Source organism: Achromobacter maghribensis (genome assembly GCF_057334215.1).
Genome location: NZ_JBHFII010000055.1, coordinates 11,941 through 37,774 on the forward strand (window position 1 = coordinate 11,941; position 25,834 = coordinate 37,774).

Annotated in this window: 20 protein-coding genes and 1 pseudogene; 14 read left to right on the top strand and 7 right to left on the bottom strand. The window is 65.4% G+C overall.

Annotation, left to right across the window (positions count from 1 at the left end):
• The 3 genes from ACE039_RS23830 to ACE039_RS23840 all read left to right on the top strand — a co-directional run.
• Positions 1-1,033, top strand: a 1,033-nt coding sequence (locus ACE039_RS23830; protein ID WP_485823494.1) for a helicase HerA-like domain-containing protein, incomplete at its 5' end; no start/stop codon positions are given.
• A gap of 120 nt (positions 1,034-1,153) precedes the next feature.
• Positions 1,154-2,221: a tartrate dehydrogenase gene (locus ACE039_RS23835; RefSeq protein WP_448710079.1), complete on the top strand. Its 1,068-nt coding sequence runs from the start codon at positions 1,154-1,156 to the stop codon at positions 2,219-2,221.
• A 35-nt stretch (positions 2,222-2,256) separates the two neighbouring features.
• Positions 2,257-3,240 (top strand): hypothetical protein, encoded by a 984-nt coding sequence (locus ACE039_RS23840; protein ID WP_313462595.1) that lies wholly within the window; start codon positions 2,257-2,259, stop codon positions 3,238-3,240.
• A gap of 46 nt (positions 3,241-3,286) precedes the next feature.
• Here ACE039_RS23840 and ACE039_RS23845 read toward each other — a convergent pair whose 3' ends face one another.
• The 5 genes from ACE039_RS23845 to ACE039_RS23865 all read right to left on the bottom strand — a co-directional run bounded on the left by ACE039_RS23845 (position 3,287) and on the right by ACE039_RS23865 (position 9,123).
• Complete coding sequence (locus ACE039_RS23845) at positions 3,287-4,903, bottom strand: DHA2 family efflux MFS transporter permease subunit (protein WP_448710078.1); 1,617 nt, start codon at positions 4,901-4,903, stop codon at positions 3,287-3,289.
• Positions 4,900-6,093 (bottom strand): HlyD family secretion protein, encoded by a 1,194-nt coding sequence (locus ACE039_RS23850; protein ID WP_332007834.1) that lies wholly within the window; start codon positions 6,091-6,093, stop codon positions 4,900-4,902. Before ACE039_RS23850 ends, ACE039_RS23845 begins: the two co-directional genes overlap by 4 nt.
• Before the next feature lie 22 nt (positions 6,094-6,115).
• On the bottom strand, positions 6,116-7,585 hold the full coding sequence (locus tag ACE039_RS23855; protein ID WP_485823495.1) for an efflux transporter outer membrane subunit: 1,470 nt from the start codon (positions 7,583-7,585) through the stop codon (positions 6,116-6,118).
• Positions 7,586-7,694: 109 nt separating this feature from the next.
• On the bottom strand, positions 7,695-8,201 hold the full coding sequence (locus ACE039_RS23860) for a MarR family winged helix-turn-helix transcriptional regulator (RefSeq protein ID WP_448710075.1): 507 nt from the start codon (positions 8,199-8,201) through the stop codon (positions 7,695-7,697).
• A 31-nt stretch (positions 8,202-8,232) separates the two neighbouring features.
• On the bottom strand, positions 8,233-9,123 hold the full coding sequence (locus tag ACE039_RS23865) for a DMT family transporter (protein WP_105560023.1): 891 nt from the start codon (positions 9,121-9,123) through the stop codon (positions 8,233-8,235).
• A 73-nt stretch (positions 9,124-9,196) separates the two neighbouring features.
• Between ACE039_RS23865 and ACE039_RS23870 the strand changes: the two genes are divergently transcribed.
• The 10 genes and pseudogenes from ACE039_RS23870 to ACE039_RS23915 all read left to right on the top strand — a co-directional run bounded on the left by ACE039_RS23870 (position 9,197) and on the right by ACE039_RS23915 (position 18,481).
• On the top strand, positions 9,197-10,177 hold the full coding sequence (locus ACE039_RS23870; protein WP_105560022.1) for a DMT family transporter: 981 nt from the start codon (positions 9,197-9,199) through the stop codon (positions 10,175-10,177).
• Between the two features lie 52 nt (positions 10,178-10,229).
• Positions 10,230-11,219, top strand: coding sequence for a quinone oxidoreductase family protein (locus ACE039_RS23875; RefSeq protein WP_105560021.1), 990 nt, complete (start codon positions 10,230-10,232; stop codon positions 11,217-11,219).
• A gap of 293 nt (positions 11,220-11,512) precedes the next feature.
• Positions 11,513-13,024, top strand: a complete 1,512-nt coding sequence (gene styD, locus ACE039_RS23880) for a phenylacetaldehyde dehydrogenase StyD (RefSeq protein WP_485823496.1) — start codon at positions 11,513-11,515, stop codon at positions 13,022-13,024.
• Positions 13,025-13,094: 70 nt separating this feature from the next.
• Complete coding sequence (locus ACE039_RS23885) at positions 13,095-13,976, top strand: transporter (protein ID WP_485823497.1); 882 nt, start codon at positions 13,095-13,097, stop codon at positions 13,974-13,976.
• A gap of 28 nt (positions 13,977-14,004) precedes the next feature.
• A complete protein-coding gene (locus ACE039_RS23890; RefSeq protein ID WP_485823498.1) occupies positions 14,005-15,198 on the top strand; it encodes an amine dehydrogenase large subunit in 1,194 nt (397 codons plus the stop codon).
• Positions 15,195-15,758: a MauE/DoxX family redox-associated membrane protein gene (locus ACE039_RS23895; protein ID WP_485823499.1), complete on the top strand. Its 564-nt coding sequence runs from the start codon at positions 15,195-15,197 to the stop codon at positions 15,756-15,758. The genes ACE039_RS23890 and ACE039_RS23895 overlap by 4 nt, the downstream gene beginning before the upstream one ends.
• 11 nt (positions 15,759-15,769) lie before the next feature.
• Positions 15,770-16,330 (top strand): annotated as a pseudogene (gene mauD / locus ACE039_RS23900) (methylamine dehydrogenase accessory protein MauD); the annotation flags it as partial.
• A 79-nt stretch (positions 16,331-16,409) separates the two neighbouring features.
• Positions 16,410-16,931: a methylamine dehydrogenase light chain gene (locus ACE039_RS23905; RefSeq protein WP_404976759.1), complete on the top strand. Its 522-nt coding sequence runs from the start codon at positions 16,410-16,412 to the stop codon at positions 16,929-16,931.
• Positions 16,928-17,449, top strand: a complete 522-nt coding sequence (locus tag ACE039_RS23910) for a c-type cytochrome (RefSeq protein WP_448710067.1) — start codon at positions 16,928-16,930, stop codon at positions 17,447-17,449. Before ACE039_RS23905 ends, ACE039_RS23910 begins: the two co-directional genes overlap by 4 nt.
• A 78-nt stretch (positions 17,450-17,527) precedes the next feature.
• Positions 17,528-18,481 carry an AraC-like ligand-binding domain-containing protein gene (locus tag ACE039_RS23915; protein WP_313464032.1) on the top strand — a complete coding sequence of 318 codons (954 nt, stop codon included), beginning with the start codon at positions 17,528-17,530 and terminating at the stop codon, positions 18,479-18,481.
• Positions 18,482-18,511: 30 nt separating this feature from the next.
• On the opposite strand, the gene ACE039_RS23920 is transcribed toward ACE039_RS23915, so the two are convergent.
• Entirely contained in the window at positions 18,512-19,186 is a 675-nt protein-coding gene (locus ACE039_RS23920) for an epoxyqueuosine reductase QueH (protein ID WP_006227543.1), read from the bottom strand.
• 67 nt (positions 19,187-19,253) lie between these two features.
• Entirely contained in the window at positions 19,254-22,019 is a 2,766-nt protein-coding gene (glnE, locus tag ACE039_RS23925; protein ID WP_485823500.1) for a bifunctional [glutamate--ammonia ligase]-adenylyl-L-tyrosine phosphorylase/[glutamate--ammonia-ligase] adenylyltransferase, read from the bottom strand.
• A 130-nt stretch (positions 22,020-22,149) separates the two neighbouring features.
• Between glnE and ACE039_RS23930 the strand changes: the two genes are divergently transcribed.
• Positions 22,150-25,800 (top strand): YhdP family protein, encoded by a 3,651-nt coding sequence (locus ACE039_RS23930; protein ID WP_485823541.1) that lies wholly within the window; start codon positions 22,150-22,152, stop codon positions 25,798-25,800.
• Positions 25,801-25,834: the final 34 nt, after the last annotated feature.

The following is a 25,834-nucleotide window of genomic DNA, read 5'->3' on the forward strand; positions in this document are numbered from 1 at the left end:
GGCCGAACTCAAGACTCGCTATGGCAACGTGTCGTCCGCCAGCGTCGGGGCGATCCAGCGCGGCCTGCTGGCGCTGGAGTCCCAGGGGGCCGAGAAGTTCTTCGGCGAACCCATGCTGGATGTGGCCGATCTGATGCGCACGGACGCCCAGGGGCACGGCATGGTCAATGTGCTGGCCGCCGACAAACTCATGCAGGCGCCGCGCCTGTACGCCATCTTCCTGCTGTGGCTGCTGGCCGACCTTTACGAAAAGCTGCCCGAGGTAGGCGACATGGACCAGCCCAAGCTGGTTTTCTTCTTCGATGAGGCGCATTTGCTGTTCAATGATGCGCCGCCGGCGTTGCTGAACAAGATCGAGCAGGTCGTGCGCCTGGTCCGGTCCAAGGGGGTGGGCGTTTACTTTGTGACGCAGAACCCGTTGGATATTCCCGATACCGTGCTTGGACAGTTGGGTAACCGGGTGCAACACGCCTTGCGGGCGTTCACGCCACGCGACCAGAAGGCCGTGAAAACGGCGGCGCAGACGATGCGCCCGAATCCGGGGCTGGATGTCGAAGCGGCCATTACTGAACTGGGCGTTGGCGAAGCGCTGGTGTCGTTGCTGGACGCCAAGGGCCGGCCCATGCCGACCGAGCGCGCCTTCATCGTGCCGCCGGCCAGCCGGATTGGCCCGGCGACGGACGCCGAGCGCCAGACGCTGCGCCAGGGCAGCCCCATGGCGGCGAAGTACGAAAAGGCCATCGATCGCGAGTCCGCTTACGAGGTCCTGGCGGGCCGCGCGGCGACACCGACGGATGCCGGGCAGACGCCGGCTGCGCCGGGCAAGCCTACGGCCGCCGACGCGCCCGCCGAGACGTCGGGGGGCGGCCTGATGGATAGCCTGAACGACGTTCTGTTCGGGTCGACCGGCCCGCGGGGCGGCAAACGTGACGGTGTTGTCCAGACCATGGCCAAAAGCACCGTTCGTTCGATCGCCCGGGAGCTGACTCGGGGCATATTAGGGTCGCTGCTGGGATCCAAAAGCCGGCGCTGATACGGCCGCGTTGCCATTCACAAAATGCAACACTTCCGTTTTGTAACGGGGGGTGTTGCTGCGCGCCGGTTTGTGCCTATGATTCTGGGCGGTCTATCAAAGGAAAACTAAGGAAACGTGGTGGCTAAGAAACACAAAATTGCGGTAATTCCAGGAGACGGGATTGGCAAGGAGGTCGTTCCTGAAGGGTTGAAAGTGCTGGACGCCGTGGCGACACGCTTCGGCATTGAGTTTCAGTGGGACCATTTTGACTGGAGCTGCGACCATTACGCGAAGCACGGCAAGATGATGCCGGACGACTGGAAGGCGCAGATCGGTCAGCACGAGGCGATCTTCTTCGGTTCGATCGGTTGGCCGGCCACGGTGCCGGATCACGAAGCCCTGTGGGGCTCGCTGTTCAAGTTCCGCCGCGAATTCGACCAGTACATCAATTTGCGTCCGGTGCGGCTGATGCCCGGCGTGCCGTCCCCGTTGGCGGACCGCAAGCCCGGCGATATCGATTTCTTCATCGTTCGCGAGAACACCGAAGGCGAATATTCCAATAGCGGCGGCCGTCTGTTCGAAGGCACCGAGCGCGAAGTGGTCATCCAGGAAAGCGTGTTCACGCGCATCGGCGCCGAACGCGTCCTGAAGTTCGCGTTCGAGCTCGCCCAGAAGCGCGGCAAGCACTTGACCGCCGCCACCAAGTCCAACGGCATTTCGATTTCCATGCCCTGGTGGGATGAGCGAGTGGCCGACATGGCCGAAAACTACCCGGACGTGCGCTGGGATAAATATCACATCGATATCCTGTGCGCCCATTTCGTGCAGCATCCCGATTGGTTCGATGTGGTGGTGGCGTCCAATCTGTTCGGCGACATCCTTTCCGACCTGGGGCCGGCGTGCACCGGGACGATCGGCATTGCGCCGTCGGCGAACCTGAATCCGGAGCGCAAGTTCCCGTCGCTGTTCGAGCCGGTGCACGGCTCGGCGCCCGACATCTATGGCAAGGGCATTGCCAACCCGATCGGACAGATCTGGAGCGGCGCGTTGATGCTTGATTTCCTGGGGTATCCCGAGGCGTCGGCCGCCGTGGTGAAAGCGATCGAATCGGTACTTGCCGATGGCCCGCGCACCCGGGACATGAAGGGCAGTGCTTCGACCGTCGAGGTCGGCAACGCGATTGCGTCGCTGATTTCCGCCGGATAAGCGCGCTGCGCGGAAAGGGCCGGCCAGGCGACTCGATGGAAGATTCAATCTCGCCCTTGCCCGCCCCGCCCGTCGGCGGCGGGCGGGCCGACCGCTTCGTGCGCAAACTGTTCCGCCTGCTGCGTTCGCGCACGCAGAGGCACAACCAGCATCTGTGGCCCTTCGTGCGGATCTGGCGGGACCGGTCGGGCGCGATTTGCGGTTTTCGCGCTTTTGGCCGGTCGCTTCCCATTACGCCGCTGGCGCAAGGGTACGACCCCGCCGACGAAACCGTGCATCTGATCCTGAGCGGCCCGTCGGTCGCGCAGATCCCTTACGACCAATTGGACATTCGTGCGGCGATGGGCGTCAACGGCGCGATCGCGCTGGCGCGCAAATTCGATCTGCCATTCAAGTACTACTGCATCATCGACCAGAACTTCGTGCGCGACCGCATCGACCTGGTGCGCGAGATCGTCGCGCGAGACCTGACGCTGTACGTGTTCCCCGAAGTGCTGCGCTACATCATGCAAGGCATTCCCCAAGACGAGATCCGCTGCCGGATCTGCATCATTGAACTGATCTCCGAACGCGCCTATCAACGCAGCGCCGCACCGGCGATGCTCAAGCGGATCGCGGCGGCGACGCCCGACGTGCAATTGCTGGATGCCAAGCAGGGCCTGGGCTACAGCTTCGACGCCTCGTTAGGCGTGTTCGACGCCGACACGGTGGCCTATGCGGCGTTGCAGGTGCTGGTGTCCGGCGGCGCGCGCCAGGTATATGTGCACGGGCTGGATCTGACCGTGCAGCACGGCCTGCGGTTCTATGACGAAGGCGCGCAACCCCAGTCCAGCCGCCTGGCGCGCAAGTTCGCGAATCTGATCGAACCTTCGTTCCGTTTCGCGTCGGCGCAGTGGCGCGCCCGCGGCGTATCGGTGTTCAACCTGTCTCCGGTCAGCGCCTTGTCCGCCGATATCATCGAGCGCAAGGATTGGCAGGTGCTGTTGAAAGAAGTGCCAGCCATGCAAAAGGGCGCCTGATCAGGCGCCCTTTTTTTGGGGATGGCGATAAGAGGCGTTGCCGGCGTCAGTGCGCGCCTGCCGCCGCTTCCGCCGCACCGCCACCACCGGCCTTGGTGGAGCGTGGGCGGGCGAACCAGACCAGTCCCGTCAGCAGCAGGAAGATGATCGCCGAGCCATAGAACACGTCTACCGCGGACATGGTGAACGCCTGCGCATTGACCAGTCCATCCACCATGGTCAGCGCCTGCTGATGCGACATGCCCATCCCGTTCTGCAAGGTGTTCAACGTCTGGTCGAACGCCTGCTGGCCGGGTTTGGCGATCTCCGTCAGTTGCGCGTGATGCATCGTGGCGCGGTTTTCCCACAGGGTCGTGGCGATCGAGGTGCCGAACGCGCCGGCGGTCAAGCGCAGGAAATTCGACAGTCCCGAGGCCGCGGGGATGCGCCACGGTTCAATGCTGGACAGCGTGATGGAGGTCAGGGGGACGAAGAACGCCGCCATCGCCGCGCCCTGGATGATGGTCGGCAGCATCAGCGTGCGCACGTCGGTTTGGGTGTTGAAGCCCGCCCGCATGAAGCACACCAGCGCGAAAATCAGGAAGGCGACGGTCACGATCTGGCGGGGGTCGCGGGTCGCCAGCATCTTGCCCACCAGCGGCGTCAGCAAAATGGCCAGCAGGCCGACGGGTGCCGTCACCAGGCCCGCGTAGGTCGCCGTATAGCCCATATTGCTTTGCAGCCACAGGGGCAGCAGCACGACATTGCCGAAGAAGACGCCGTACGCCACCGCCAGCGTCAGCGCGCCGACCGTGAAGTTGCGGATCTTGAACAGGCGCAGGTCCACGACGGGGTGGGCATCGGTCAGCTCCCAGATCAGGAAGAAGACGAACGCGACGAAGGCGGTGGCGGCCAGCGCGATGATGGTCGGGCTGGCGAACCAGTCAAGCTCCTTGCCCTTATCCAGCATGATCTGCAAGGCGCCGACCCAAACGACCAGCAGCACCAGGCCCAACTTGTCGATGGGCAACTTGCGGGTCAGCGATTCCCGGTTGCCATAAATGCGCCAACTGATCCAGGCGGCCAGCAGGCCGACCGGCACGTTGATGTAGAAGATCCACGGCCAGGTGTAGTTGTCCGAGATCCAGCCGCCCAGCAAGGGCCCTGCAACCGGCGCGACCAGCGTGGTCATGGACCAGACCGCCAACGCCATGCCCGCCTTGGACTTCGGAAAGCTGGCCAGCATCAGCGTCTGCGACAGCGGGATCATGGGGCCGGCCACCGCGCCTTGCAGCACGCGGAAGGCGATCAGCGCTTCCAGCGACGGCGAAAAGCCGCACAGCCATGACGCCAACACGAACAGCAGCGTCGAAATCAGGAACAGCCGGACCTGGCCGAAGCGCTGCGTCAGCCAGCCCGTCAGCGGCACCGTGATGGCGTTGGCGACGGCGAACGAGGTGATCACCCAGGTGCCCTGGCTGGAACTCACGCCCAGGTCGCCCGAGATGGTGGGGATGGACACGTTCGCGATCGACGTGTCCAGCACGTTCATGAACACCGCGGTGGACAGCGCGATGGACCCGATGATGCGGGTCGCGCCTTCCAGCGGCGGGTAAGTGCCCGCCGGCAGGACCGGCGGCACGTCGGGCGCGCCAGCGCCCGCGGGCTGGGCGGTCGTGCTCATGATGCCAGGTTGTCCTGGATGATTTTGGTGATCATGGCGTCGACTTCGTCATGCGCGGGTTCGAAGGCGCGGGTGGACCAGGCCGGTTCCTTGCGGGAAGCCTGCGTCAACGGTTCGCCTTCCTGCGTGCCCACATCGACTTCGACGTCCATGGACAGGCCGACGCGCAACGGATGGGACTTCAGGTCTTCGGGATCCAGCGTGATGCGCACGGGCACGCGCTGCACCACCTTGATCCAGTTGCCCGTGGCGTTCTGCGCCGGCAGCAGGGCGAAGGCGCTGCCAGTGCCGGCGTCCAGGCCCGAAATCTTGCCGTGATAGGTCACCGCGCTGCCGTACAAGTCGGCCACCATCTTGACCGGCTGGCCGATACGCATCTTGCGCAGCTGGCCTTCCTTGAAGTTGGCTTCCACCCAGACCTGATCCAGCGGAACCACCGTCATCAACGCGTTGCCGGGCGCGACGCGCTGGCCCACCTGCACGCTGCGGCGGGCGATCACGCCGCCCACGGGCGCCGGCAGCACCGTGCGGGACTGTGCCAGCCAGGCGTTGCGCAGGCCGGCCGCGGCTTGCAGCACGTCGGGATGGTTGGCGACGGTCGTGCCTTGCGTCAGCGCTTGGTTGGTGGCCAGTTTGGCCCGCGACGCGGCCAACGAGGCGCGGGCTTGCGCCAGCCCGGATTGGGCGGACTTCAGTGCGGCTTCGGCGTGCAGGATTTCTTCGCCGCTGACGCCACCGGACTTGGCCAGTTGCTGCCGGCGGCTGACGTCGCTTTGCGCGCGGGTCAGTTCGGCCTGGGCGCGCATGATGTCGGCGTTGCGCAGATCGACGTCGGCGGCCAAGGCGTCATTCTGGACGTAATAGGTGCGGACTTGCCGCACCATCTGCGCCAGTTTGGCCTGGGCCTGTTGCAGCGCGACGTCGGTATCGGCCGGATCCAGGCGCACCAGCGGCTGGCCGGCAACGACGGTTTCAGTGTCGTCGGCTTCGATGGCGATGACCGTGCCGGGCACTTGCGGCGTGATCTGCACCAGGTTGCCGTGCACGTAGGCGTCGTCGGTGCTTTCGAAGTGGGCGCCGAACAGGGCCCACCAGATGCCATAGGCGATGGCGACAAGGATGAAGGCGCCGGTGGCCAGCAGCAACAGGCGTTTACGGGCGGGATTGGTCGTGGGGGTGGCAGCGTTCATGACGTCTGAATCCGGGGATCGTTCAATGAATGGGGTTCGTGGCGGGGGCGGACGGCGCTTCGGACGCAGATGCCGCGGTGGGTCCTGGCGTGGACCCGGGTTCGGCACCTGGGGCATAGCCGCCGCCCAACGCATTGGCCAGATTGGCATCCAGTTGATAGGCGCGGATGCGCAGGTCGGTGTCCAGGCGGGCCTGGGTCAGCACGCCGGTCTGCGCGATGAGCACGGTGATGTAGTTGCCCAGGCCAGCCTTGTAGCGGTTCACCGCCAGGTCGTAGGCGGCCTCGATGGCTTCGCGGGCCTGGCGTTGCTGGGCCCGTTCCTGATCCAGCAAGCGCAAGCCGTCCAGCGCGTCCGCCACCTGGTGCACGGCGTCCAGCACGGCCTGGTTGTAGTCAGAGACGGCCAGGTCGGCGTCGGCGCGGCGGCCCGCCAGGTTGGCGTTCAGTTCACCGCCGTGAAAGATGGGCAGCGTGATGGCGGGCCCGAAACCGGCGGTGCGGGCCGCGGAGCCCAACAGATTGCCGGTGCCCAACGCCTGGAAGCCGGCGAACGCGGTCAGGTTGACGTTGGGGTAGAACTCGGCCTTGGCGGTATCGATGGCGCTACGGGCTGCCTCGGCGCGCCAGCGGGACGCGACGACGTCGGGGCGGTGGCCCAGCAGGTCCAGGGGAATCGCGGCGGGCACGACGCCTGCCGGGGCGGTCAAGTCCACGGCGACGAGTGATTGGCCGCGTTGGGGCCCCGCGCCGGTCAGCGCCGCGACCTGGTTGCGCAGTTGCGCCAGCGTCGTCTCGGTCTGCGTCAATTCCACCTGGCCGGCGGCAAGCGACGATTCCGCCTGCTTCACCTCGACCTGGGTGTCCAGGCCGGCGCTGTAGCGTCCTTGCGTCAACGACAGTACGTCGGCGCGTTGCGCGATCACGCGCTTGAGCACGTCGCGCTGCGCAAAGGCGTTCTGCAGATTCAGGTAGGCACGTACCGTCGCGCTAGCCAACACGTTGCGGGCGGCTTGCGCGTCGGCGACCGCGGCTTCGCGTTCGGACACGGCCGACTTCAGGCGCGAGCGGTTCTTGCCCCAGAAGTCCAGCTCATAGGTGAAATCCAGCGCCAGCCGGTTGTCGCTGACGACCGTTCCGCCCAGCGGAGCCGGGTAGATGTAGTCCGACGAGAGATGTTCGCGGTTCAACGAGTAATTCGCATCCACGCGCGGCAATAGCGGCGCGCGGGCGGTGCTGACCGCAGCGTTGGCCTTGGCCAACCGGGCCTGGGCGGCGCTCATCGACGGGCTGTTGGCCAAGGCTTCATCCATCAGCGCATTAAGTTGGCGGTCGCCGTAGCGTTCCCACCATTGCGTGTTGGGCCAAGCCGTCTCTTGGCCGGTCAGCCCCAGCTTTGCCGCGTCCAGCGCCACCACGGGCGCCGGCCCGGAGTCCATCAATGCGCAACCGCTCAGGGCCAGCACCAATACGGTAGAAAGAAGGCGTTTCATCCTGACTGTTTGCTGAAAGTAATTGATTAATCTGTATTTGCCTAGGCAAATATTATGCCAAATAAAGCCCCAGGTCAGTGGGGCCGTTGCGTAACGGGAGCGGGTGTCGTCAGCGTTCCGGGGCGGCGCTGGAAGCGGAGCCGTTGGCGATCATGCGACGCATGAAGTGCATCAACTGGGTGACCTCGTCGGTGGAGAAGCCGCGCAGGTGGTGATTCAACGACCGCGCGATGTTCGGCGGAATTTCACGCGCCTTGGCTTCGCCCAATTCCGTCAGTTCGATCTTCACGACACGGCGGTCCGTCTGGCAGCGGGTACGGCTCAGCAGGCCTTTGGCTTCCAGGCGATCAAGCGCGCGGGTCATGGCGCCCGTATCCATGTCGTTCAGGCGGGCAAGTTCTGCGGGGGTGTCGGCGCGGCCCAGGAAGACCATGGCCAGCGGACGCCATTGCATGGCGGTCAGGCCCAGTGGGGCCATTTCCTGGTCCAGCATTCGGGTCAGGGAATGATAGGCAAGCTTGATCAGATAGCCGGCGTTCTCTTCCGCCATGCAGCGGGTGTCGCTGCGGTAGTGGACGGGGGTGTCGGACGATGGCGGGGAAGTTTCGGCATTCATGGGCCGAATTTTACTGCCTAGTCAGTTATTGTCAAGGCTGTGTTTCAGGGGCCGCACCGACGTCCGTCGCTGCGCTCTTGCGCAGGCCGGACCACACGATGGCCGCCACGATCAGGGCGGCGCCCGCCATCATGCGCGGCGTGGGCTCCTGCTGGAACAGCGCCCACGCGAAGGCGATGGCGTAGACGGGTTCCAGGGCAATCACCAAGCCGGCGCTGCGCGCATTCAGGCGGGTCAGGCTGGAGACGAACAGATAGTGCGACAGCCCCGTGCAGAACACGCCCAGCAGGGCCAGCCAGAGCCAGTCCATGGCGGGCAGGGCGGGCAACTGGCCGACGGCGAACGGCACCATCACCAGTGCCACGACCACGTTTTGCCAGCAGGCCACCTGCATCGGGTCCATGCCGGAGGCGGAACGTCGGTTGCTCAGTGCCAGCAGCGCGAAGGTCAGGCCCGACAAGAGCCCCCATGCCAGGCCGATCGTGCCCTGGTCGGCAAGGTCGAACGACGGCGTGACCAGCACCAGGCCAGCGGTGACCAACCCCAGCAGCATCCATTCGGCCGCCCGGATGCGTTCGCGGAAGATCAGGCCTTCGAACAGCGTGATGAAGGCGGGGAAGCTTGCGAAGCCCAGCGTGGCGATGGCGATGCCGCCCACCTTGACCGAAATGAAGAACGTGACCCAGTGAGCGGCCAGCAGCGCGCCGGCGATCACCAGCACGAACAACTGTGCGGGCGTCAGCACACCCAGCAGGGGCTTGCGCCGCATGCGGGCGAATACGCCAAGCGAAATCACCGCGAATACCGCCCGCCCCAGCGTGATGACGGCGGCGCTGGCCTGGATCAGCTCTCCGAAGACGCCGGTCAGGCCGAACAGCACGGCGGCGATGTGGATGTGGGTCAGAGCGCGTTGTCGGGTCATGCGATGGGGAATTTGATGCCAAAAAGCTGAGATGGGCGTGCAAATCGGTTTGCACTGAATCTAAAATCATCGCATGAATCGTCTTGCCAAGTTTTTGCCGCCTTCCTACCCGTCCGGCCGCGCGGCCGGCATCCTCATGGCGACGCTTGGCGCGGTCCTGTTTTCGGCCAAGGCGATTGTCGTCAAATTCACCTACCGCTACGGCATCGATGCCGTCACGCTCATCGCTTTTCGCATGCTGTTTGCCATGCCGTTCTTCGCGGCGGTCGCCTGGCACCAGTCCCGTCGCGCCGCGCGCGGCGAAATCGTGGTGATGACGGGCAAGGAACGCGCGCAAGTCATCGTGCTGGGCCTGCTGGGCTATTACCTGTCCAGCTTTCTGGATTTCCTGGGGCTGCGCTATATCACCGCCAGCCTGGAACGCCTGATTCTCTTCCTCTCGCCGTCGCTCGTCGTGCTGCTGTCCGCCTTCTGGTTCAAGCGGCCGATCGAGCGACGGCAATGGCTGGCCATGGTCCTGTCCTACGCGGGCGTGGTGCTGGTGTTCGCCCATGACCTCTCCTTCGGTGGCGGTGGCGAGGTGCTGTTAGGGTCTTTGTTCGTTTTTGGCTCGGCGGCAAGCTATTCTGTCTACCTGATTTGTTCTGGCGAACTGATCAAGCGGGTCGGGCCGACGCGCCTGGTGGCTTATGCCATGCTGGTGTCGTGCGTGGCCTGCATCATCCAGTTTTTCGTGATTCATCCGCCGTCGATGCTGATTCAACCGGCCGGGGTCTACGGATATTCCGTGATCCATGCCACGCTGAACACGGTGGTGCCGGTCTTCATGCTGATGTGGGCGGTGTCGCTGATCGGCGCACCCACGGCGTCGCTGCTGGGCATGGTGGGGCCGGTGTCGGTGCTGTTCCTGGCGTCGTGGTTCCTGAACGAGCCCATCACCGTATGGCAGATGGCGGGGACCGCGTTGGTGCTGGCTGGCGTGCTCGCCCTGATGGGCGTCGGCGCCGGCAAGCAGGCGTCCGCCACGCCACGCGAGGCGCGCCCGCCGCGCTGAAGTCTGGTTTTTCCGGTTACACCCCAAATAGTCCCAATGAAAGGAGGCCCGCATGGCCAGCAATCTCGTCAAGGCAATTCGTATCGAGCAGCACGGTGGTCCTGAAGTCCTGAAACTGGTCGAGGTGGAAGTCCTGCCGCCCGCCGCCAATGAAGTCACGATTGAACAACACGCCGCCGGCCTGAATTTCATCGATATCTATTTCCGCACGGGCCTGTATCCGCATCCGCTGCCGCACGGCCTGGGGTTTGAGGCCGCCGGCGTGGTCACGGCGGTGGGCGCGGACGTCAAGCATTTGAAAAAGGGCGACCGCGTCGCCTACGGCCAAAGCCCCATCGGCGCCTACGCCAAGGCGCGCAACGTGCCGGCCAATCAGGTCGTCAAGGTGCCCAAGGGCATCGGTTTCGACGAGGCCGCCGCATTGATGCTCAAGGGCCTGACGGTGCAGTATCTGTTCCGCCAGACCTACCGCCTGCAAGGCGGCGAAACCATCCTGTTCCACGCGGCCGCGGGCGGCGTGGGCCTGATCGCCTGCCAATGGGCCAAGGCCCTGGGCGTGAAGCTGATCGGTACGGTCTCCAGCCCGGAAAAGGCGGAACTGGCCCGCGCCAACGGCGCCTGGGAAACCATCGACTATTCGCGCGAAAACGTCGCGGAACGCGTGCTGGAACTGACGGGCGGCAAGAAAGTGCCGGTGGTGTATGACGGCGTGGGCAAGGACACCTGGGAAACCTCGCTGGACTGCATCGAGCCGCGCGGCCTGATGGTCAGCTTCGGCAACGCGTCCGGCCCGGTCGCCGGCGTCAACCTGGCGGTGCTGAACCAGAAGGGCAGCCTGTACGTCACGCGTCCGTCGCTGGGCGTGCACGTCAACACGCTGGAAAAGCTGCAGGCCGCGTCGGAAGAAGTGTTCGACCTGGTGCTGAAGAAGAAGATCAAGGTCCGTATCGACCAACGCTACAGCCTGGAGCAAGCAGGCGAAGCGCAGACCGCGCTGGCCTCGCGCAAGACCACCGGCGCCACGGTGCTGATGCTGGACTGATCGGCCATCGCGCCGCGCGGGCTCCCAAGCGAGCCCGCAACGGGCCAGGCAAGACCGCCAAGCGCGGCCTGCCTGGCCTTTTTCTTGAGGCTGGCTGGCGATGAAGATGCCCCCACGCCGCGCACACTTCGTGTGCTTGCTGCCCCCCCAAGGGGCTTTTTTATCTCGGGACGGCCTGCCGATAAAAAATGCGCCGGGCGTGCGCAGAATGACAAAACGCCATGCACGGCCCGACAAGCCAGCCCGAAGTGCCGTTGCTATTCTGGCTTCCACACTTTCCGTTGGAGCTTCAGATGTCTTCAGCAAGCGTTTCGACTGCGGGCCCTGCGGGGGCCGACCGTCCGGAATTGGGCGCGATCCGGGAATTCATGCTGATCGACGGCAAGCCGGTGCGCGAAGGGCAGGGCAAGCCGGTCCCCGTCTACGATCCCGCCACCGGGCAGGTCATCGCGCATCAGCCGGATGCCGGTCCCGTGCAAGTGGACCTGGCGGTGCAGGCCGCGCGCCGCGCGTTCGCTGCGGGGCCCTGGCACGACATGCTGCCCGCCGGCCGTGAGCGGCTTTTGTTGAAACTGGCCGACCTGCTGGAGCAGCACGGGACCGAACTGGCCCGGCTGGAAACACTGAACAACGGCAAGCTCCTGGGTATCGCCCAGGGCCTGGAAGTGGGCGCCGGGGCGCAATGGCTGCGCTACATGGCCGGGTGGGCGACCAAGATCACGGGCGACACCCTGTCCTTGTCGATCCCTTTCCCACCGGGCGTCCAATACAGCGCCTACACGTTGGCGCAGCCCGTCGGTGTGGTCGGCGCGATCATCCCGTGGAACTTCCCGCTGCTGATGGCGGTGTGGAAGATCGCGCCAGCGTTGGCGACGGGCTGCACCGTGGTGCTCAAACCCGCCGAAGAAACGCCGCTGACCGCCCTCAGACTGGCGGAGCTGGTCCTGGAGGCCGGCTTTCCGCCCGGGGTCGTCAATGTGATCACGGGACGGGGTGAAACGGCCGGCGCGGCACTGGTGGCGCACCCGGGCATCGACAAAATCGCGTTCACGGGTTCCACCGAGGTCGGCAAGCTGATCGGGCGGGCCGCGATGGACGACATGAAGCGCGTCTCGCTGGAACTGGGCGGCAAGTCGCCCGTGATCGTGCTGGACGATTGCGATGCCGATCGTGCCATTCAAGGCGCCGCCGCGGCCATCTTCTTCAATCAAGGCCAGGTCTGCACGGCCGGATCACGGCTGTACGTGCAGCGGGGCCTGTATGACAAGGTCGTGCAAGGGCTGGCGGATGTAGCGGTCGGGTTGACGCTGGGGTCCGGTTTTGATGCGGCCACGCAGGTGGGGCCGCTGGTTTCGGCCCGGCATCAACAGCGCGTCCTGGACTACATCGGTATTGGCCGGGCGGAAGGCGGCCGCGTGCTGGCGGGGGGCGGCGCGGGCGAAGGGCCGGGCTACTTCGTGCGGCCCACGGTATTCGCGGATGTCCCGCAAGATGCCCGCATCGCGCAGGAAGAGATTTTCGGCCCCGTCGTCGTGGCGCAACCGTTCGACACGCTGGATGACGCCGTGCGGCTGGCCAACGACAGCGCGTTCGGGCTAGGCGCCAGCGTCTGGAGCAACGACCTTTCCCGCGTGCAGCACCTGATCCCGCGCATCGACGCGGGCACGGTCTGGGTCAATACCCACAACATGCTGGATCCCAACATGCCATTCGGCGGATTCAAGCAGTCCGGCATCGGCCGCGAACACGGCCGTGCCGTGATCGAGATGTACCTGGAGAAGAAGTCCGTCTGCATCGCGTACTAGAACGTGGCGGCGCGCTGGCCAAGCCGGGAGATACCGGCGGCGGCGTGTCCGCGAGACCAAGGGGAAGTGCATGGCAAGTAAGACACATGGCCGCGCCCGGACGGGCGCAGCGCTGGTGCTGGCATGGTTGGGCGCATCGCAGCCGGCATGGGCAGGAGACCCTAGTGCACGCGATTGGATACCCGCGCCCGTGGGCACCAATATCGTCGCCGGCTACCTGGCAGGCCTGCGTTCGTCGGGGCTGTATTTCGAGGGTAAGCGGGTGGACGGCGCGTCCCTGGACGTCAACGCGTTGATCTACCGCCAGATGCACTACCGCGACTTCTATGGCAAGACCGTGCAGCTGGAATTCATCGTGCCCATGTACCGGACCTCGCTGGACCTGCCCGGCGCGCCGGGCGACCACCAGACCGGCATCGGCGATGTGACGCTGGGGTCAGCGATCTGGCTCTACAACAATGAGCAGACCAAGACCTGGTTTGCCTGGGAACCTTTCATCGTGGCGCCGGTGGGCCGTTACGATCGGTCTCGTCCTGACGTGTCGCCCGGCAAGAACCGCTGGTCCACCATCCAGGACTTCTCGTTCGTCAAGGGCGTGGGCGAATCCACGTTCCTGGAGGCCATCGCCGAAGTGGAAATCTACGGGCGCAACACCGACTGGTACGGCCAGACGCTGAAAAAAGACCCATCGTTCCGCTTCTTCGCGCTAGCCTCGACCAACCTGACCCCCGAAACCTACACGGGCATCCGCTACCGCTACGAAACCGGCGGACGCGAAACATCCTCGGGCGAGACCGTCGCCACCCGGGCGCGCAATCACCAACTGGCCGTCGAACTGACCCATCAGATCAACGATGCCAACCAGATTCAGATGCAGTACATCCACGACCTGAAGGTCGAGAACGGGCCGCGGATGCGTGGCGTGCAGTTGCGCTACGTCTACGCGTTCTAGGAAACCGGATCATGAGAGGAGAACATCGATGATTGCGCTTCGAGCCACATCACGCGCATCGCGGGCCGGACGGTGGGCGCTATGCGCTGCCCTCGCAAGTGCCGCGGGCCTGGCCTGGGCGGACCTGCCCGTGGAGGAACTCAAGGGCGGCACACGCTTGCCGCCGGCCACGCCGCACCGGCTGTACGTGATGGACGCGGTCTTCAACCACCTGGTCGATAGCCGGGTCAACATCTACGACGGCGACTCCGGAAAATTCCTGGGCTTGGTGCCCACGTCGTTCAACGGTCACATGACCGTGTCGGCCGATGGGCGCGACCTTTATGTCATGACGACCTATTACGAACGGCTCAACCGCGGCAAGCGCACCGACGTGATCGAGGCCTGGGACGCCGAGACGCTGACGCCCAAGTACGAGGTGCCGATCCCGCAGAAGCGCGCGCAGGCGCTGAACTATCGCAACTACCTGCGCCAGAGCACCGACGGCGATTTGCTGTTCGTGCAGAACGCCACGCCTGCGACGTCGGTCACGGTGGTTGACCTGAAGACCCGGCAGTTCGCCGACGAGATCACGGCCGCCGCCGGCTGCTGGAGCATCATTCCGCTGCCTTCGCGTCCTCGCAGTTTCGCCACCATCTGTGGCGACGGCGCGTTGCTGACCATCGACCTGGACGCAGCCGGGAAACCGGCCAGCCAGCAGCGCAGCAAACCGATGTTCGAACTTGAGAAAGACCCTGTCTTCACGCACACCGAGAACGTCGGCGATACCTTCTATTTCGTGTCCTACAACGGCAACGTGTACAGCGCCGACTTCAGCGGCAAGGAGGTCAGCTTCGGCGCGCCATGGTCGCTGCTGGACGCGTCCGGCAAGGATCGCGGCTGGCGGCCCGGCGGCTACAACCTGCTGGCCGTCAACCGTGCCTCGAAGCGGCTCTACGTGGGCATGCATCCGAACGGCGCGGAAGGCACGCACAAGACGCCCGCCGCCGAGATCTGGGTATACGACCTGGCCACGCACAAGCGGCTGGCGCGGGTGCCCGGCAAGAACGCGTTGTCGATGTCGGTCTCGCAGGACGACAAGCCGCGCCTGTTCACCATCGATGGGGGCAACGTCAACATCTACGATGCGGCGCCCGTGGCCCCTGTATTCAAGACCACCATCCAGTCAGCGGGCGAGACCGCGCTGCAAGTGGAACCGCAACCGGCGGGAGGCCCGAAATGAACGATCCGGTCCTGCTCTATGGCGCCAGTGCCGCATTGGCCTGCGTGTTGCTGCTGGGGGCGCTTGAAAAACTGAAAGACCTGGCGGGGTTCTCGCGCGCCGTGGCGGCCTACGACCTTCTGCCTTCCGGTTGGAGCAGCGCGTTCGCGGGGGCCTATGCGTTGGCGGAAGCCGTCGCTGGCGCCATGCTGCTGATGCCGTCGGTCCAGGTGGCGGGCGCGGCACTGGCGTTGCTGGTGCTGGGCGTGGCGACGCTGGCGCTGGCCATCAACCTTGCGCGCGGGCATCGCGACATCGATTGCGGCTGCGGGGGACCCGCATCCCTGGGCCGAGGCGGGCGCGATGCCGCGCAGGGCGGCGGGCTGTCATGGTGGCTGGTGTTGCGCAATGCGGTGCTGGCGCTATGGACCGCGCCCGTGCTGATTGCCGCGGCCGGCCAATCGCGCAGCCTGCAATGGGCGGATGCCGCGGCCGTCTTCGGCCTGGCGATGACCGCCGTGGGCCTGTACTTCACCGCCAATCATCTCTTGGCTTCGCATCTGAAGCTGCGAAATCTCTGAAGGAGTGTCACATGGATGCCTTGATCATTTCCAATTTTCTGCTGTGGGGCGTAGTGCTGTGCCTGGTGTTGGTCATCCTGGCCCTGTCTCGTCAGATCGGCGTGCTGTATGAGCGCGTGGCGCCGATGGGGGCGCTGACCATGGACAAGGGGCCCGCCGTCGGCGAGGCCGCGCCGCGATTCGAATTGCCCGACTTGCTGGGCCGCCGCATCACCATCGGAGAGCGCGGCCAACACAGCCAGCTGCTGTTCTTCCTGTCGCCCACGTGCCCCGTGTGCAAGAAGCTCCTGCCCATCCTGAAATCGGTCGCCAGCACGGAAAGCGCCTGGCTGCGCATCGTGCTGGCCAGCGACGGCGACATGCCGGAGCATCTGGCGTTCTACAAGCAGGCCGGACTGGAGCGGTTTCCGTATTTGCTGTCGACCGAACTGGGCATGAAGTTCCAGATCAGCAAGCTGCCGTACGCGGTGCTGATCGACGAGTCGGGCGTATTACGTGCCAAGGGCTTGATCAATTCCCGCGAGCAGCTGGAAAGCCTGTTCACGGCCAAGGAGCTGGGCGTGGCGTCGGTGCAGGATTTCCTGGCCGCGGGCACGCTGGACGAGACCCGGATTTCCAGGAAGGAGAGCGGCAATGCACTGGCTGGATAAATTGGGTGAGCGCGCCTCGCGCTCGGTCGCGCACGCTACGTCGCGTCGCAGCGTCCTCAACCGCATCGGCAAGCTGCTGGTGGGAACGGCTTTCCTGGTGCCCGTGCTGCCGGTGGCGCGTTCGGCCCCGGCGGCCGGCAAGAAGCCGCAGATGGACGACACGGCATGTGACTACTGGCGCTATTGCGCGGTGGATGGATTCTTGTGTTCTTGCTGCGGCGGCAGCATGACGTCGTGCCCGCCTGGCACGTCGCCGTCCGCCGTGTCGTGGGTAGGGACGTGCCACAATCCGCTGGATGGCAAGGACTACCTCATCAGCTACAACGACTGCTGCGGCAAGACGGCGTGCGGGAAGTGCATGTGCGCGGCGGCCGAGCGCGAACGTCCGGGTTATCAGATGTTCCTGCACAACGACGTGAACTGGTGCATGTCCAACGAATCATCGATCTTTCACTGCACGACCTCGGTGATCGTCGGGCTGGCCAAACCTCAATTGCAACCCAAGGCGGCGCCAAAGCCATGAGACTCCGGGGGCGGCGCCTGGCGGGATGGCGCGAGGGCGTTGCCCTGGCCATCCTGCTGTGCGCAATGCAGGGCGCGGCGGCGCAGGAAGGTGCGAACGCCGTCAACGCCGGCCGCCTGCGGCAAGCCGTGCGCGCCGACTACGTCTTGCAGTGCGCGGGCTGCCACCGGGTGGACGGGCGGGGCAGCAGCCCGCACGGCATCCCGGATTTCCGCCAATCGGTCGGGGCGTTCACGCATCTGCCCGCGGGCCGCGAATACCTGATCCGCGTGCCGGGCGCGGCCCATTCGCAATTGAGCAATGCCGAACTGGCGGCCGTGTTGAATTGGGTGCTGGACGAATTCAGCCCGGCCCAGTTGCCGGCCGATTTCACCCCCTATACCGAGGCCGAGGTCGCGGCGGCAAGACCCAACCGCTATGACGACGTGGTGCCGGTGCGCCACCGACTGGCCGAAGAGCTCTCGTCGATGGGATTCGCGCTGTCCGAGTATTCATATGGACGCGACAGGAAACCGTAGTCCGGCAGGCAGTTAGGGGTTGTCACCGATACTCCCCCCAGGCGTGCAGTGCTAGAAATAGGCAGCACCGGAGTCGCCATGTCATCATCCCTTTTGCGCAGTGCGCCCAGGCACTTCCTGGATTGCGCCAGCTGGCAGGAAAGCATCAGCAGCACTTTCGTGCCACTGGAAGTTTCGGCCGTGTTTCCCACGCGTTTTCGCAACAGCGTGGCGGTGGGCTGCCTGGGCTGGATGCAGGTCAGCGAATTGCACAGCAGCGCGCAACGGGTGCGCCGCAGCAAGCTGCTGGCAGCCCGCGCCGAGGAGGCCGGCTACAAGGTTACGTTGCAGTTGGCGGGCCGCAGCGAGATCCGCCAGTCCAATCGCACCGCGTTGCTGATGCCGGGGGAATGGAGCATCTACGACACCACTCGGCCTTACGAGGTCGACGTGGACGACGGTGCGCATTTCTTGGTGATGCAGGTGCCCGGCAAGCAAACCGAGGCTTGGCAGCCATATATGCAGAACGCCGTGGCCCGCAACTTCAGCGGCCAGCACGGTTGCGGCCGCATGGCTATGGACCTGTTGCGCGTCGCGTTGGGCGAACAGGCCCATTTGTCCGAAAGCGCGGCGCGCGATGCGGCGAATGCGGTATTGCAGATGATGGGGCTGGATATCAGCGAGCGGGCAGGGGGGCAAGCCGAGCAGGACCAGGTGGGCCTGAAGCAGGCGCAGTTGCGCCGCGTTCAGCAGTACATTCTTGAAAACCTGCACGATCCGGACTTGTCGCCGGCATCCGCGGCCACGGCGTTCCGGATGTCGCGGCGCTATCTGTACAACCTGTTCGCGCTGGCGGCCACCACGCCCGCCGATTTCATCCTTAGCGCCAGATTGGAGCGCAGCCGGGACGCGCTGTGCGACGCCACGCAATCCGTGCGGCAGATCGGGGATATTGCGTACCGGTTCGGGTTCTCCGACGCGGCGCGTTTCAGCCACGCGTTTCGCAAGCGTTACGGCGCATCGCCGTCGGAATACCGCCGCCAGGCGCGTTAGCGCGGCCCCGGAATCAACGCTGCTTCAGGATCAGAGCAGCTCTTCGTTGATCAGGTCTTCCTTGCCGTAGAACTTCACGCCGATGTGGATGCGGTCGCGGCCTTGCGAACGGCGGTGGCGGTTGGTGTCGCGCAGGGAATAAACACAACCGCAATATTCCTGCTGGTAGAAGTTCTCGCGCTTGCTGATTTCGATCATGCGGGCAGACCCGCCGCCCTTGCGCCAGTTGTAGGTCCAATAGACCAGATCGTCGTAGCGGGCTGCCGCGCGTTCGCCGCAACCGTTGATCTGGTTCATGTCTTTCCAGCGCGAAATGCCAAGCGAACTGGTAATGGTGTCGAACCCGTGCTCGTGCGCGTACAGCGCGGTGCGCTCAAAGCGCATGTCGAAGCAGGCGGTGCAGCGTTCGCCGCGCTCAGGGGCGTTTTCCATGCCCTTCACGCGGTCGAACCAGTTGTCCATGTCGTAGTCGGCATCGATGAATTCGATACCGTGCTGTTCGGCGAAGCGGATGTTCTCCTGCTTGCGGATCTCGTACTCTTTGACCGGATGGATGTTCGGGTTGTAGAAGTAGATCGCGTAATCGATGCCGGAGGCCGTCATGGCTTCCATGACTTCGCCGGAACAGGGCGCGCAGCATGAGTGCATCAGCACCTTGCTGCGGCCAGCGGGAAGGTCAAGCTTGGGGCGGACGAGTTCGGACATGGCTTGCAGGCAAAAAAGGCGGAAAACCCCTTATTTTACCGCGAGTTGCCGCCCGCCGGGGAAGGCCCTAGCCCAGTACCGCGTCCCATAGCTCACGCACCGCCGCGCGCTCCTCCACCAGTTGTTCCGGCCCCACGCGCGCTTTTTCCACGCCCTGCATACGCAGTTGATGCTGGACCCGGCGCAAGACGCGGTAGGCGTCGGCGGCGCGCGCGGCCAGCTCGGGCGGGATCAGGCCGGCCTCGCCGGCCAGGCGCAACAGGGTGATGTTGCCCAGATTGCGCACCAGCACCGGATGGGTGCCCGCATAGCACAGCACCAGGTACTGCGTGACGAATTCCACGTCGACCATGCCGCCACGGTCGTGCTTCAGGTCGAACTTCTGGCTGGTGTTCGGATGGCCGGCGTTGATTTTTTCGCGCATGGCCAGCACTTCGGTACGCAGCGCGGCCGGGTCGCGGGGCTGCACCAGGATGGCTTCGCGGATCTTCTCGAAGCGGGCGCCCACGTCGGCGTCGCCCGCGGCATGCCGCGCACGGGTCAACGCCTGGTGTTCCCAGGCCCAGGCATGCTTGTTCTGGTATTGCTCGAAGGCTTCCACCGACACGGCGAGCAGCCCGGCATCACCATCCGGCCGCAGGCGCAGGTCTATCTCGTAGAGCCGGCCGGACGACGTCATGGTCGACAGCCACGACGTCATGCGCCGGCCAAGCTTCGCGTAGACCTCGGCTGCATCCTCGCGCGGATCGTCGAACAGGAACACCAGGTCCAGATCCGAGGCATAGCCCAGTTCCTTGCCGCCCAGCTTGCCGTAGGCAATGACGGCGAAATGGGGCAGGGCGCCCGGCACCTTGTTCACCAGCGGCCAGGCGCGCCGGATGGTCTCGGTCAGCAGCAGGTCGGCCAGCGCCGACAACTGGTCCGCCAGCTTCTCCACTGTCAGCTCGCCTTCCAGATCCTGCGCCAGCAACTGGAAGCTGGCCTGGCGCTGCACGTCGCGCATCAGGTTCATCTGGCGCTCGATGTCGGGATCGCCGTCGGGCAGCCGGCAGGCGTCCAGGTCGGCGGTCAGTTGCCGGGCAATCTGGGCGAAATCCAGCGGTTCGAACAGCGTGCGCCAATCGATCAGGCTGTCCAGCAGCAGCGGGTGCTGGGTCAGATATTGCGCGGCCCACGGGCTGGCGGCGACCATCCGCGCCACGCGCGCCAGCGTGTCCGGGTATTCGGCCAACAGTGCCAGGTAGGCGCTGCGCTGCGCGATTTTCTCGATCAGGTCGAACAAGCGCACCGCGGCGTCCAGCGGCGCGGGCGTCTGGCGCGCGGCACGCAGGGCGGCCGGCAACAGGGCTTCCATGCGGCGGCGGCTGCTTTCGGGCAGGCTGCGCACGCGATGGCTGCCCAGCAGGGTTTCGGTGCGGCGCAGCAGGTCTTGCGCCTCGTCGCCGAACGCCTGTCGGATCTGTTCGGCCAGCTCGCACTCGTTGTCGGGCGTTTCAGGGGCGTCGTCGACTGGCGTGCTGGTGTCTTCCGCGTCACCCATGCCCACCATGCGGAACACATTGCGGAACGTCTGCGAGACGAACTTGCGGTGCGCGGCAAGCGTGCTTTCGAAATCTTCCGGGCTCATGCCCAGCGCCGCCGCCAGCGCGGCGCGCTGGGCAGGGTCGCCGGGCAGCAGATGGGTCTGCTCGTCTTCGCGGTACTGCAGGGCGTGCTCGGTGCGGCGCAGGTAGCGGTAGGCTTCCTCCAGCCGCCGGGCGTCGTCTTCCGGCACCAGGCCCGCCAGTTGCTCGGCGTGCAGCGCTTCAAGCAGGCCGCGCTTCTGCAGCGCGGGCATGCGGCCGCCGCGGATCAATTGAGCCAGTTGCACCACGAACTCGATCTCGCGGATGCCGCCGTCGCCCAGCTTGATGTTGTTGGCGCTGTCGATGCCGTTGCGCGCCATGGCGCGGCGCTGCCAGTCCTGGCGGATGCGCTCGCGCAGCGCGCGCAGGGCGGCCAGTGCGTCAAAGTCGAAATACTTCCGGTAGACGAAAGGCACGCGCAGGCTTTCCAGTTGCCGGGCCTGCGCCGTGCTGTCGCTGCCTTCGAAGGCCTGGGCGGGCATCAGGCGGGCTTTCAGCCAGGCATAGCGCTCCCATTCGCGGCCCTGGCCAATCAGATAGTGCTCGAGCGCGTCCAGGCTCCAGGCCAGCGGGCCGGCGTCGCCATCGGGGCGCAGGCGCAGGTCGGTTCGGAACACCTGGCCGTTGGCGTCCACCTCGGAGATGACCGGCATCATGCGCCGCGTCAGGCGGCCGTAGAACTCGTGGTGGCTGATCCGGCGCGGGCCGTCCGTTTCGCCTTCCTCGCCGTACAGCATGATCAGGTCGATGTCGGAGGACACGTTCAGTTCGCAACCGCCCAGCTTGCCCATGCCGACGATCAGCATTTCCTGTGGCTTGCCGGTGGCGGGGTCGCGCGGCACGCCATGCACGGCCGCCAGCTCCGCCGCCACGCTGCGGTAGGCCGCCGCCACCGCGAGGTCGGCCAGCGCGGTCATCGCGCCGACGACCTCTTCAAGGTCGGCCTGGCCCGTCAGGTCTCGGACGATCAGCGCGCTGAATACCCGTTCGCGCAGCTTGCGCAGCACCATGCGGCAGGTGTCCACCGACAGCGTGGCCGGGGCGTCGGGTCCCGCCAGTTCAGACTGCCATTGCGCCAGGCGGGCGGGCGTGACCGGTTGCTGCACGGCATCGGCCAGCCAGGCGGCCAGGTCGGGGTGGGCATCCAGGCGGCGGCGCAAATGACCGGACCAGGCAAGGGCGGGAGCAAGCAGAGGGGACGATGTCATGGCGTAAGGGCGGCAGACGAATGAGCGCGTTTCAGGTATAAGTGGGGACGATACCGCAAGACATCTTCTCCTGCCCACCACACGATCCGTGTCCGTTTCAAATACCGCTCCCACGCCGCACGCGCGTCGCGTGCTCTGCTTCCTGTTTTGGATCGCGCTGACAATTTATGGCGTGGTGGCCATCGGGCTCCTGGGCGTGCGCTACTGGGTGTTGCCTCGCGTGGACCAATGGCGTCCTCAGATCGAGGCTTACGCCAGCCAGGCGTTGGGCGCCCGGGTCGCCATCGGCGGCATACAGGCCAATTGGCAGGGGCTGAATCCCAAGCTTGATCTTACCGCCGTCCAGGTGTTCGATGACGAGGCGGCGCCAGTTTTGACGCTGCCCTCCGTGTCGGCCGTGCTGGGGTGGCGCAGCATCCTGGCGTTGTCGCCCACCCTGGTGCGCCTGCGGGTGGAAAAACCTGAATTGACGCTGCGGCGCGACCCCGCGAACCATCTCTGGATCGCCGGGCAGGACATTGACCTGAACGCCAGCGACCACCAGTCCGACTTGAATCATCCGGCATTGCGCTGGCTGGTCGCCCAGCGGGAATTGTTGATCCGCGATGCGACCGTCGTCTGGCAGGACGATTTGCGCCAGGCACCGGCGCTGACGCTGACTGGCGTGGATTTCCTGATGCGCAACGGCAGCCTGTCGCACCGTTTCGTGCTGCGGGGCTCGGCGGGCGACGCGTTGGCGCGCAAGGTGGAATTGCGCGGGGAATTCAACCGCAGCCTGTTCTCGGCCAATGCCGCAAACGCTGCGAACTGGAGCGGGCAGCTCTATGCCGAAGTGGATGACGTCGAACCGTTGGCCTGGTCGTCGTGGGTGAAACCGCCGCCGGTCGCGGGCCGGATAGCGGGCCGCGCGTGGTTGCAGCTGGATCGCGGCAAATTCACCGAACTGACGTCGGACGTCGCCGTCCGTGGCGTGGACTGGTCGGCCGGCAGTGAGGGGCCCGCCGTGCGCGGCGGCTCGGCCCAGTTGCGCATACGGGGGCTGCCCGGCGATTTCATCCAGATTGACGGCATGCCGCTGGCGCGCAGCACCGGGGCGGCGGACGTATCGGTCAAGGGCGCGGTGCAGCAGTTGCGCGTCACGCTGCCCGGCGTGTTCGAAGAACCCACGCTGGCGGCGCGCGAACTGGCGCTGGATGCCCAGATCAAAGGCCCGAACGCGCAAGACTGGTTCGTGGACGTGGCGCAGCTGCACGTCGTCAACGACGACCTGGACGTGCGCTTGCAGGGCCAATGGCAGCGCGAAGGCAAGACGGCGGCGGGCAGCGTGGACATGCGCGGCACCATGGTGCGCGGCGCGATGCCGGCCATACACCGCTACCTGCCCCTGGAGGTTAATGCGGACGCCCGCGAGTGGCTGGCCACCGGCTTGCCGGCGGGCGAAATGCAGTCCGCCGCCATCACGCTTAAAGGGGACCTGGACGACTTCCCCTTCAATTCGCCGGGCGTCGGCGGGGAATTCGTCATTGCGGGTGCCTATGCCGGGGCCAAGGTCGATTACGCGCCGGCGCGTCCGCATCGCAAGGGTTGGCCCATGCTGGAGAACCTGTCGGGCAGTTTCCGCATCGACAAGGTGAGCTTGACGCTGGACAGCCCGGGCGGCGCCATTGCACGCACCGGACCGGGCCAGACGGTCACGCTGGGCGCCGTGACCGCGACGATTCCCGACATGGACCATAACGCTGAACTGCGGCTGGACGGCGAGGTCTCGGGTCCCGTGCCGGCCTATCTGGCGATGGCGGCGAATTCGCCATTGGGGGGGCTGCTGGACGGCGCCCTGGACGAAGCTCGCGGCACAGGCGATTGGCGCATGCCGCTGAAGCTGAAAGTGCCGTTGCTGAACACGGACGATACCCAGGTCCAGGGACGTATCGTGTTCGCGGACAATGCCTTCACCTTCATGCCCGAAATGCCCTTGCTGAGCCAGATGCACGGTGACCTTGAATTCTCGGAAAAGGGCGTGCAGGCCAAGGATATCCGCGCCCAATTCCTGGGTGGTCCGGTCAAGATTTCAGGCACGCTGGCGCAAAGTTCCGACGCCCTGCATTTCGACGGCACGCTGGCTGGCTCGGGGTTGTCGCAGCTGAGCAATGCGCCGTCCATGTCGCGCTTTAGCGGCAAGGCGGCCTACAGGGGCCGGGTGGGTTACCAGAAAGGCGGTTCGGTCGAGATTTCCATGGAGTCCGACTTGGCCGGCATGGCGATCGATATGCCGGCGCCAGTTGGAAAACCTGCGTCGTCGTCCCAATTGCTGAAGCTGCAATGGGCCGCGGCGCAGGACCGCGGCGCCAAGGGCCGCCGCTGGCTGACGGCCAGCCTGGGTGACAACGTCAATGCGCTGTTTGAACGCGATCCTGGCGATGGGGCGCCATCCTACTTCGCGCGGGGCGCGCTAGGCATCGGGCGTCCTGCCAGCCTGCCTGAACGCGGGATGAGCCTGAACGCCAGCCTGCCGGAGCTTGACCTGGACAGTTGGGAAACCGTGCTGGACGGGTTCGACACGCCTGCCGGCAAGGGCGGGGCCAAGAAACCGGCGGCGAAGGCCGTTTTCCCCGAACCCGAGCGCATCAGCCTGGCGACCGGCTTGCTGCGCGCCAGCAGCTACACCTTGAACGACCTGACGCTGTACGCCACCCGTCCCGGGCCGGCGCAGTGGCGGGTAGACGTCGCGTCGCGCCAGGCAACGGGGGCATTGGAATGGCAAGAGGCATCGGGCGCGATCGCGGGCCAGATCACCGCGCGCATGAAGCACCTGTCGTTCGGGGGCGCCGACGACACCAACGAAGCGGACAAGGCCCTCGCGTCTGGGAATGATCTGTCAGATATCCCGGCGATCGACCTGCAGGCCAAGGAGTTCTTCCTGTACGGCAAGAACGTGGGCGAACTTCAAGTGGTCGGCACCAATCTGGAGCGCGGCCGGCAATGGCGTCTGGACAAACTGTCGATCACCAACGACGCTGCGAACCTGAACGCCACGGGCAACTGGCGCCTGGAAGGACCCGACCGGGGACTGACCGTGGACGCCACGGCCAAGTTCGTCGACCTGGGCAAATTCATGACCCGGATCGGCTTCGAGAACATGGTATCCGGCGGTGAAGGCTCGGCGGTCGGCAAGGCGACCTGGCGCGATCTGCCCTGGACCCACAATGTGGCGGACGTGGCGGGCGAGGTGGATATCAGCCTGGACAAGGGCCGCTTCATGCATGTGAATTCCCGCACGGCGCGGCTGCTGGAACTGCTGTCGCTGCAATCGCTGCAGCGCTTGGCGCGGTTGGACGTCAATCCGACCAATCTGCTGCGCGACGGCTTCCCGTTCGACACTATCCGCGGGCGGGTGAAGATGGCGGACGGGCTGATGTCCACCGAAGGCTACAAGATCAGTGGGCCCGTGGCCGCGATTGTCCTGGCGGGCGGCGTCAATATCATCCGCGAGCGCTGGGATTTGAAAGCGGTGGTGATTCCCAACCTGGACGCCAGCGGCGCGGCCATGGTGACGGCGCTGGCTGTGAACCCGTTGATCGGCCTGGGCGCGTTTGTCACGCAATGGCTGCTCAAGCAGCCGCTGGCGCGGGCCATGACCATGGAGTATTCGGTGACCGGCAACTGGGACGACCCCCAGATCGAGCCGATCGACGGATCGGGCAAGGCGCCGGATAAACAGACGCCGCGGCCGGCCGGTTCGGCGGTGCCCCGCAACCGCATACCCCAACATATCGAGCACTGAAGCCACTTACTTTTTTACCCATGAAAAAACCGCC